Genomic DNA, 8,569 nt, shown 5'->3' on the forward strand with positions numbered 1-8,569 from the left:
CGGTGTATCACTTCTGCGCTGGTGATACACTTGGCCATGCCTACGACCCGGCCGCGCCACCTCATCACCGAGACCGACGAGGTCGCCCAGGCGTTGGACGACGCCGCCCAGCGGTGGCCGGACGAGCCCAGTCGCGCCAGGCTCCTGCTGCGCCTCCTCGCCGAAGGACACCGCGTCGTGGTCGCCCAGCGGGCCGCACAGATGAGGCGTCGCCGCGACGCGGTGGGCCGCACGGCCGGCGTGCTGACCGACGTGTACGGTCCCGGCTATCTTGCCGAGCTGCGTGCGGACTGGCCCGAATGATCGTCCTCGATGCCAACGTCCTCATCGCCCATCTGGACGCCACCGACACGCACCACCTCCGCGCCCGGGCAGCGCTGGCGTCCTCGGGCGACGAGCCCTTGGCAGTCAGTCCCATCACCCTCGCCGAGGTGCTGGTCGGGCCGGCGCGGCTCGGACGGCTCGACCAGGCACTCGGCGCCCTGGCCCAGCTGGAGGTCACCGCGGTCGAGTTCGTGCGCGACGCTCCGGTTCGACTCGCGATGCTGCGCGCGGAGACCGCGCTCAAGCTGCCCGACTGCTGCGTGCTGCTCGCCGCGGAACAGACCCCGGGGGCGCTGGTCACCTTCGACGAGCGGCTCGCCTCAGCCGCTCGGGACCGTGGGATCGAGCTGAGAGCCGGATAGCACGGTCGGCCGGCGCCGGGGACAAGCCTTGGGCTCGGGCAGCGCGGGTGGCTTCGGTCACCCGGTGGCCCGCAGGTCGCGGGTGTCGGTGAGGAACTCGGCCAGGTACTCGGCGTCGGCGCCCACACCACCGATGAAGTTGGAGTCGCGCCGGTGCATCCAGCGCAGGCCGAGGAAGTACAGGCCGTCCGCGGCCGTGACGCCACGGCGCTGGACCGGGTCACCGTCGGCGTGGAAGACGGGCGCGTGGATCCAGGAGTAGTCGCGTCCGAAACCCGTGGCCCACAGCACGGTTCCGATCCGGTCGTGCCGGAGGTCCAGCCGGCGTGGCGGCGTCGAGGCCCAGCGTTCCAGCGAGTCCGGCGGCGCCGGCTCGGTGGGCACGTCCAGGCCCGCCCTCGTGATGTACGTGTCGACCGCCTCCCGGAGCCGGGCCACGTTGTGGTCGGCCTCGGCCAGCCGGGTCGCCAGGTCGGCAGCGAAGAAGAGCTCGGGCCCCTCGACCGCCTGCAGGCGGCCCACCGGGACGACTCCGTGCCGGACCAGCCGGCGCAGGTTCAGGTCCTCCGGTTCGCCGGCCAGTACCACGCTCGGCGCGGTCAGGGCCGCGCGCGGGTCGGCCAGCGTGTCGACGGTGCGGGCCAGCATCCCCGAGCGCTGCATCCAGGCGTACACGTCCGCCCCGCGGTAGGAGCGCGGGATCGGCCGGTGCCGGCCCACCGCGATGAACACCTGCCGCCCGGCCAGCGCGAGCTCGTCGGCGATCTGCTGCCCGGACGGGCCGGACCCGACGACGAGCACGCCACCCGGGGGCAGCGCGGACGGGTTGCGGTAGCGGCTGGTGTGCAGCTGGTGGACTCCCTGGGGCAGCCGGCTCGCCAACCCGGGGGTCAGCGGCTCGCCCTGGTGCCCGGTGGCGACGACCACGTTGTCGGCGAGGTAGCGCCCGGCGCTGGTCTGCACCGACCACCCGGCCCGGCCGGGGCGCACCGCGGTGACCGACACCCCGGTGCGCACCGGCGCCCCGAACGAGGCGGCGTACTGCTCGAAGAAGTCGGTCACCTGGCGCCGGTCGAGGAACCCGTCCGGGTCGTCGCCGACATACGGCCAGTCCGGCAACCCGTTGACCCAGTTCGGCGTCAGCAGCCGGAAGGAGTCCCACCGCTCGGTGTGCCAACGCTGCGCGACCCGGCCCTGCTCGAGCAGCAGGTGGTCGTGGCCGGCCCGGGTCAGGCATGCGCTCAGCGCGAGCCCGGCCTGCCCGGCGCCGACGATCAGGGTCTGGACCCGGGTGCTCATCTCAACCCACCTCGGCCGTGATGGTGACCGGCACGCCGTTGGTCAGCACGTCATAGACCGCCGAGCGGGACCGGGAGCGGTCGAGCAGCGCGCGCAGCTCCTCCTCCGGGGCGTCCCCCTTGATCCGGAAGGCCACCCGGACCTGCTGGAACCCGTTGCGGACCGACGGGTCCAGCCCGAGCAGGCCGAGCACGTCGATGTCGCCCTCGACGCTCGACTCGACCTCGTGCAGGGTGATCCCGCGGGCGGCGGCGACGTTGACCAGTCCTGCGGTGAGGCACGCGGCGAGTGCGTGCAGCAGGTACTCGACCGGGGTCGGAGCCTCGTCGGCACCGACCAGCACGAGCGGGTGGTCTGCGTCGAGAACCATCTCGCCGCGAACGTGCTGCTGCTCGGCCCCGGCTCCGTAGAACCCGCCGATCCGGCTCCGGCTGTGCGTCCCGGAGATCCAGCGGTTGCGAGCCCGGAACTGGAACCCGGCGAGCTCCGGCTGACCCTTGACCGCATCGCGCGTGGCGAAGAGGGTCGCGGTGTCGACGCCGTTGCGGCTCACCGGGGCAGTGGTTGTGGACATGTGAACTCCTTGGTGGTTGTCGGGTGCCCGGGGACCCGGGCGGCCCGGTGACCTCTGGGTGCCTTGGCCCCGCAGGTGTCACGAGTCGATGGTGCGGGCCATGGGGGTACTCGCACATGGGGCATCCGCCCCAGGTTTGGCGGTTTCTTCGGAGTCCGGCTCCTGAGAGAATTGGACGGATCATTCGCCGCCGGTGATCGGAGGGGCCATGGAGCTCGATGCCGGGGCCCGTCCGGAGGGTCCGAGGCGCGCCGAGCTGCTCGCCGCGCTCTCGATGGCGATCGACCTCGGCCTCGGCCAGCCGATGGAGCACATGCTGCGCGCCGCCCTGATGTCGACCCGGCTGTCCGACCGGCTCGGGCTCAGCCCCCAGCAGCGGGCCACGACCTACTACGTCAGCCTGGTCTCCTGGATCGGCTGTCACGCGGACTCGCACGAGTACGCCCACTACTTCGGTGACGACATCGACGCCAGGGCGGCGAGCTACGAGGTGGAGTGGGCCGGGCTGCCGTTCCTGCAGCTGCTGGTGCACCGGGTCGGCCGGGGCCGGCCGGCGCCCCAGCGAGCGTGGTTGTTGGCCGACGTGCTGACCCGGGGGCGCGGCGACTTCGTGGAGATGATCCGGTCGCACTGCACCTCGGCCGGTCTGCTGGCCACCGAGGTGGGCCTGCCCGCGGAGGTGACCCGGGCACTGTCGAACACGTTCGAGCGCTGGGACGGCCGAGGCGTGCCCGACGGTGTCCGCGGTGAGGACATCGCGATCGAGATGCGGGTGGCACAGCTGGCCGACGTCGCCGAGGTGTGGCTGCGCACGCACGGGGTGCAGGCCAGCCTGGACATGGTGCGCTCCCGGCGCGGAACGCAGTTCGACCCCGAGGTCGCCGACGCGTTCCTGGCCGAACAGGCCTCGTGGGAGGAGCTGCTCGCCCTGAACGACGTGTGGCGGGCCGCGCTGGAGCAGGACCCGGACGGTGAACGGGTGCTGTTCGGGGCCGAGCTCGAGCGGATCGTCACCGCGGTGGGTGACTTCGCGGACCTCAAGTGCCCGTTCACGCTCGGGCACTCACGCGGCGTGGCGGAGCTGGCCGACCGAGCGGCGTCCGAGTGTGGCTTGGGTGAGGCGACCGCCGCGCAGGTGCGGCGGTCCGGGCACCTGCACGACCTCGGCCGCCTCGGCGTGTCCAACGCCGTCTGGGAGAAGAAGGGTCCGCTCACGACCACGGAGTGGGAGCGGGTGCGGCTGCATCCCTACTTCACCGAGCGCATCCTGCGCCGGGTGCGCGGGCTGGAGCCGGAGGCCACGATCGCGGGATGTCACCACGAACGCATGGACGGCTCGGGCTACCCGCAAGGGCTGGCCGGCGCGGGACTCGCCCCCGCCCAGCGGCTGCTCGCGGCTGCCGACAGCTTCCAGACCTGGCTCGAGCCGCGCCCGCACCGGCCGCCGCACATCGAGGCCGACGCGGTGCAACGTCTGAAGGACGAGGCCCGCTCGGGCCGCCTCGACCCGGAGGCGGTCGAGGCGGTGCTCGCCGTGACCGGGCGCCGGGCCCGCCGCCGGGGCCTGTGGCCGGACGGGCTGACCACCCGCGAGGTGCAGGTGCTGCGGCTGCTCGCCCTGGCCCGGACCAACCGGGAGATCGCCAAGGAGCTGGTGCTGTCCGAGAAGACGGTCCGCAACCACGTCGAGCACATCTATACCAAGATCGGGGTGACCAACCGGGTAGGCGCGGGCCTGTATGCCGTCCACGCCGGGCTCACGCAAGAGTTCCCCCGCCCGGCTGGCTGATCCGGGCCGACGGTAGCCTGCGCCGGGCCAGATGGTCGTTGGGCGGGGCCTACCGCACACCACGCCGTCACGGCGCTCCGGCAGTGCCCTCCGCCCCGACCACGTCGGCGCGGAGGGGCGCTGCGGGACTCAGCTGAGCGGCATACGCCTCAGCTCTGGATCTCGAGGGTCATCGGCACTGCCTTGAGCGCCTGGCTGACCGGGCAGGTGTCCTTGGCGTTCTCGGCGTGCTTGCGGAAGTCCTCGTCGCTCATGCCAGGGACGTTCCCCTTGACGGTCAGGGTGATCCCGGTGATCTTCGGGGCGTCGAAGACCACGGACGAGGTCGTGTCGAGGCTCGCGGCCGGGTGCCCGGCCTGGGCGAGCAGGTTCGAGAGCTGCATCGCGAAGCACGTCGCGTGCGCGGCGGCGATCAGCTCCTCGGGGCTGGTCACGCCACCCGCGTCCTCCGCCCGGGCCGGCCACGTCACGTCGAACTGCCCGACGCCGGACGTCTCGAGCTTCGTCGAACCCTTGCCCTCGAAGAGGGTCCCTTCCCAGTGGGCTGATCCGGTACGGGTGGTTGCCATTTGTCACTCCTTGTTTGTTCTGTGGCCGACCGGCTCGGCCGGCCCTCTCCTTCCAGCCTTACCCTCCATCGCCGGTTCTTACAAGGGCGGCGTCGTAGAGCGCCTTCTTCGACAGGCCGGTCCGGGCCGCCACATCGGCGCACACGTCCTTCAGCCGCTCCCCCGCCGCGACCCGCTGCCGGATGCCGCCGAGCTGGCTCTCGAGGTCCGGCACCGCGGGTGCCGCGCCGGCCACGACGAGGGTGATCTCCCCCCTGACGCCCGCTGCCGCCCAGGCCACCAGCTCGGCGAGCCGGCCGCGGCGCACCTCCTCGTAGGTCTTGGTCAGCTCGCGGCAGACCGCGGCGGGCCGGTCGGCGCCGAAGGCATCCCCCATGGCGGTCAGCGTGTCGGCCAGCCGGTGCGGCGCCTCGAAGAAGACCATGGTGCGACGCTCGTCGGCCAGGCCGGCCAGTGTGCCGGCGCGGGCGCCGGCCCGGCGGGGCAGGAAGCCCTCGAAGCAGAACCGGTCGACGGGCAGGCCCGAGACGGCCAGGGCCATCAGGACCGCACTCGGCCCTGGGACGCAGGTGACGGGGATGCCGCGCTGGACCGCCGCCGTGACGAGGCGGTAGCCCGGGTCGGAGACCGACGGCATGCCGGCGTCGGTGACGACGACGACCCGGTCCCCGGCGGTCAGTCGCTCGACGAGCTCGGGGGTGCGGGAGGCCTCGTTGTGCTCGTGGTAGCTGAGCACGGTGCCGGCCGGGGTGACCCTGAGGCCTGCGAGGAGGCGCTGGAGTCGGCGGGTGTCCTCGGCGGCGACGACGTCGGCGGACGCGAGCTCGTCGGCGAGCCGCGGTGCCGCGTCGCGGAGGTCCCCGATCGGGGTTGCCGCCAGGACCAGGACGCCGGTGCTCTCGGTGGGGGGCATGCCTGTCATCCTCGCTTGTCTCACCACATCCGCTTGTCTCACCACATCCGCTTGTCTCACCACATCGACAGTGCAGCAATCCCGTTCGAGAGTGCGGCAATCGTGATCGACAGTGCAGTCACGGCGTCGCCCGGGCCAGCCGGGCCCCGAGCTCGCGCACCACGTCGACGAGCTCGGGGGGTTCGAGCACCTCGAAGTCCCACGGCAGTGCGCCCAGGTGCAGGGCGATCCAGCGCAGGTCGTGGCCGCCCGCCTCCAGGATCGTGTGCTGTCGGCCGGCTGCCGTGAGGATGCCCACCGATGCCGGTACGACCTGCTCCACGTCGCTTCTGGGCGCGGCGATGCGGACCCGCGCGACGTGCTCGTAGCCGGACCGGGTGATCGCCCGGCGGACGTACTCGGCGGCATCCGGCGCCTCCCTCGGCCGGAACCGCCATCCCCCGGACCGCACGACGGTCATCCGGTCGAGGCGGAAGGTCCGCCAGTCCTCCCGCTCGAGGTCGTAGGCGAGCAGGTACCACCGACGACCCGTGGCGACCATGCGGTACGGCTCGGCACGGCGCTCGCTCCGACCACGGGGAGCGCTGTAGGAGAAGGAGATCCGCTCGGTGTCCCGAACGGCGCGGGCGACCGTGAGCAGGACAGTCGCATCGACGCTGGGCGTCAGGCTGTCCAGGGTGACCGTCGAACGGTGGATCGCCTCGACCTGCGAACGCAGTCGGGCCGGGAGCACCTGGTCCAGCTTGGCCAGGGTCCGCACGGCTGCCTCGCCCAGACCCTCGACGGTGCCGCCCGCCGCGAGCCGGAGGCAGACCGCGACGGCGACGGCCTCCTCGTCGTCGAGCAGCAACGGCGGCAGGCGACGGCCCATCCCGAGCTGGTAGCCGCCGCCGGCCCCGTGCTCGGCCCGGACCGGGTAGCCGAGCCCGCGCAGCCGCTCGACGTCCCTGCGCACGCTGCGGGTCGTCACGCCGAGCCGTTCCGCGAGCTCGGTCCCGCTCCACGTCGGTCGGGACTGGAGCAGGTCGAGCAGCCGGAGGATCCGTGCAGTCGGCCCGAGCGTCGATGTCGCCATGTCACCCATCATCTCGAACACTGCGGACAAGCCTTGTCCTATATGGGTGCCACACTCGTTCCCATGGAGACGACAACGCCGACGACTCCGGCGACAACTTCGACGACGACCACGCGCGAGCTGCTGGTCGAGCAGCTCGACTGGCACTGGACGCACCAGCTGCGCGCGCGGCTCGCGAGCCTCAGCGACGACGAGTACCTCTGGGAGCCGACGCCCGGCGCCTGGAACCTCCACCCCAGAGGGCAGGGCACCACCGAGTTCCAGGGCGGGTCGGGCGAGCTCACGATCGACTGGGCCTACCCCGAGCCAAGTCCTGCCCCGGTCACGACCATCGCCTGGCGACTCGCGCATGTCATCGTCGGCGTGCTCGGCGCCCGCGTGCACGGCCACTTCGGCGGCCCGGAGGCCGACTACCTGACGTGGGACTACTCCGGCACCGCTCAAGGGGCCCTCACCCAGCTCGACGAGGCGTATGCCGCCTGGCTCTCCGGGCTGCGCACCTGGAGCGACGCGGACCTGCTCGAGCCGTGCGGTCCGGCCGAGGGGCCCTGGCAGGACACGGCTCGCGGCGTGCTCGTGCTGCACATCAACCGCGAGGTGATCCACCACGGCGCGGAGATCGCCCTGCTGCGCGACCTCTGGGCCCACCGCGCCGACTGAGGAAGGAGCACACCATGCCGGCACAGGTCCCTCCCGTCACCGACGAGCGCGACGGCCTCGTCGCCTACCTCGACCAGCAGCGCGACGCCTTCGCCGCTGCGGCGTACGGCCTGACCGAGCCGCAGATCCGGCTCGCCCCGACCGCGGGCACGCTGACGATGGGCGGGCTCGTCAAGCACGTCGCAACCTGCGAACAGGGCTGGATGGACCGGGTCGAGGCCGCACCCGAACCACCTGCCCGGGACGGGCGACCCGCGAAGGAGCGGGCAGCGGCATACGGCAGCGACTTCGTCCTGACCGACGAGGACACCCTCGAGTCTCTCCTGGCCCGGCTCAGCGAGGTCGGTGACCATACGCGGCGGGTGCTGCGCACCGCCGATCTCGACGCACCCGTTCCCGTGCCGCGGGACGCCCCCTGGTTCCCGAGGGATGTCGACGCATGGTCGGTCCGCTGGGTCGTCCTGCATCTCATCGAGGAGCTGGCCCGCCACGCCGGCCATGCCGACATCATCCGCGAGTCGATCGACGGCGCGACGATGTACGAGCTCGTCGCGGGCCGCGAGGGCTGGCCTGAGACACCGTGGCTCAAGCCCTGGCGTCCCAAGGCGCCGGCTCGGCCGTGACAGGGTCTGACCGTGACAGGGCGAAGGGCCCTCAGAAGTATGAGTTCCAAGGGCCCTTCTCTTTGACCGGTCGAGGTGACGCTTCCGATCGACATCTCGGTCGTTCCGATCCCACTCGCCTCGTCACCTGGCGCGTGCGGCGGGTCGCCCCGCCGGCTGGACCCTCGCATCCGAGTTGCCCCGCTCCTCCCGAGGGAATCGCGTGGTCTGATGTTACCTCGCAATCAGCCTGCGCAACAAGGGGTTTCGCCGAGACATCTCGTCATCCACAGGGTGATGGCGTGTCATCCACCGGCTTGGGTCGGTTCTCCACCATGGGGACGCTGGTTGTCCCCATCTTGTCCCCAGCAGGACGGCTCGACACCTGATCGAGGGCACTGT

General features: G+C 72.1%; 10 protein-coding genes. 5 read left to right on the top strand and 5 right to left on the bottom strand.

The features are described from left to right. The first annotated feature begins 36 nt into the window (after nt 1-36). Together WMI84_RS14970 and WMI84_RS14975 are read left to right on the top strand one after the other, a co-directional pair. Complete coding sequence (locus WMI84_RS14970) at nt 37-303, top strand: hypothetical protein (RefSeq protein WP_347354530.1); 267 nt, start codon at nt 37-39, stop codon at nt 301-303. Continuing rightward, the gene (locus WMI84_RS14975; protein WP_347354532.1) at nt 300-686 is read left to right on the top strand and encodes a type II toxin-antitoxin system VapC family toxin; all 387 of its coding nucleotides are present in this window, start codon (nt 300-302) and stop codon (nt 684-686) included. The genes WMI84_RS14970 and WMI84_RS14975 overlap by 4 nt, the downstream gene beginning before the upstream one ends. Before the next feature lie 57 nt (nt 687-743). On the opposite strand, the gene WMI84_RS14980 is transcribed toward WMI84_RS14975, so the two are convergent. Both WMI84_RS14980 and WMI84_RS14985 read right to left on the bottom strand, forming a co-directional pair. Then, on the bottom strand, nt 744-1,985 hold the full coding sequence (locus tag WMI84_RS14980) for an NAD(P)-binding domain-containing protein (protein WP_347354534.1): 1,242 nt from the start codon (nt 1,983-1,985) through the stop codon (nt 744-746). A gap of 1 nt (nt 1,986) precedes the next feature. Then, a complete protein-coding gene (locus tag WMI84_RS14985; protein WP_347354536.1) occupies nt 1,987-2,559 on the bottom strand; it encodes an OsmC family protein in 573 nt (190 codons plus the stop codon). A 208-nt stretch (nt 2,560-2,767) separates the two neighbouring features. Here WMI84_RS14985 and WMI84_RS14990 point away from each other — a divergent pair, with 208 nt between their 5' ends. Next, nucleotides 2,768-4,348, top strand: a complete 1,581-nt coding sequence (locus WMI84_RS14990) for an HD domain-containing phosphohydrolase (RefSeq protein ID WP_347354538.1) — start codon at nt 2,768-2,770, stop codon at nt 4,346-4,348. Between the two features lie 149 nt (nt 4,349-4,497). Here the strand turns inward: WMI84_RS14990 and WMI84_RS14995 are convergent, their stop codons facing one another. The 3 genes from WMI84_RS14995 to WMI84_RS15005 all read right to left on the bottom strand — a co-directional run bounded on the left by WMI84_RS14995 (nt 4,498) and on the right by WMI84_RS15005 (nt 6,905). Further along, entirely contained in the window at nt 4,498-4,917 is a 420-nt protein-coding gene (locus WMI84_RS14995; protein WP_347354540.1) for an OsmC family peroxiredoxin, read from the bottom strand. Between the two features lie 58 nt (nt 4,918-4,975). Next, nucleotides 4,976-5,839 carry a 16S rRNA (cytidine(1402)-2'-O)-methyltransferase gene (rsmI, locus tag WMI84_RS15000; RefSeq protein WP_347354542.1) on the bottom strand — a complete coding sequence of 288 codons (864 nt, stop codon included), beginning with the start codon at nt 5,837-5,839 and terminating at the stop codon, nt 4,976-4,978. A 109-nt stretch (nt 5,840-5,948) separates the two neighbouring features. After that, nucleotides 5,949-6,905 carry a YafY family protein gene (locus WMI84_RS15005; RefSeq protein WP_347354544.1) on the bottom strand — a complete coding sequence of 319 codons (957 nt, stop codon included), beginning with the start codon at nt 6,903-6,905 and terminating at the stop codon, nt 5,949-5,951. A gap of 63 nt (nt 6,906-6,968) precedes the next feature. Between WMI84_RS15005 and WMI84_RS15010 the strand changes: the two genes are divergently transcribed. After that, complete coding sequence (locus WMI84_RS15010) at nt 6,969-7,565, top strand: DinB family protein (protein ID WP_347354546.1); 597 nt, start codon at nt 6,969-6,971, stop codon at nt 7,563-7,565. A gap of 14 nt (nt 7,566-7,579) precedes the next feature. Further along, nucleotides 7,580-8,188: a DinB family protein gene (locus WMI84_RS15015; RefSeq protein ID WP_347354548.1), complete on the top strand. Its 609-nt coding sequence runs from the start codon at nt 7,580-7,582 to the stop codon at nt 8,186-8,188. Nucleotides 8,189-8,569: the final 381 nt, after the last annotated feature.

This window comes from Intrasporangium sp., from assembly GCF_039812505.1.
Taxonomy (GTDB): Bacteria; Actinomycetota; Actinomycetes; order Actinomycetales; family Dermatophilaceae; genus Intrasporangium_A.

What these genes read in the sequence shown, in the direction of transcription:
- WMI84_RS14970 (WP_347354530.1), top strand. Translation starts at nt 37, where the DNA reads ATGCCTACGACCCGGCCGCGCCACCTCATCACCGAGACCGACGAGGTC.
- WMI84_RS14975 (WP_347354532.1), top strand. Translation starts at nt 300, where the DNA reads ATGATCGTCCTCGATGCCAACGTCCTCATCGCCCATCTGGACGCCACC.
- WMI84_RS14980 (WP_347354534.1), bottom strand. Translation starts at nt 1,985, where the DNA reads ATGAGCACCCGGGTCCAGACCCTGATCGTCGGCGCCGGGCAGGCCGGG.
- WMI84_RS14985 (WP_347354536.1), bottom strand. Translation starts at nt 2,559, where the DNA reads ATGTCCACAACCACTGCCCCGGTGAGCCGCAACGGCGTCGACACCGCG.
- WMI84_RS14990 (WP_347354538.1), top strand. Translation starts at nt 2,768, where the DNA reads ATGGAGCTCGATGCCGGGGCCCGTCCGGAGGGTCCGAGGCGCGCCGAG.
- WMI84_RS14995 (WP_347354540.1), bottom strand. Translation starts at nt 4,917, where the DNA reads ATGGCAACCACCCGTACCGGATCAGCCCACTGGGAAGGGACCCTCTTC.
- rsmI (WP_347354542.1), bottom strand. Translation starts at nt 5,839, where the DNA reads ATGACAGGCATGCCCCCCACCGAGAGCACCGGCGTCCTGGTCCTGGCG.
- WMI84_RS15005 (WP_347354544.1), bottom strand. Translation starts at nt 6,905, where the DNA reads ATGGCGACATCGACGCTCGGGCCGACTGCACGGATCCTCCGGCTGCTC.
- WMI84_RS15010 (WP_347354546.1), top strand. Translation starts at nt 6,969, where the DNA reads ATGGAGACGACAACGCCGACGACTCCGGCGACAACTTCGACGACGACC.
- WMI84_RS15015 (WP_347354548.1), top strand. Translation starts at nt 7,580, where the DNA reads ATGCCGGCACAGGTCCCTCCCGTCACCGACGAGCGCGACGGCCTCGTC.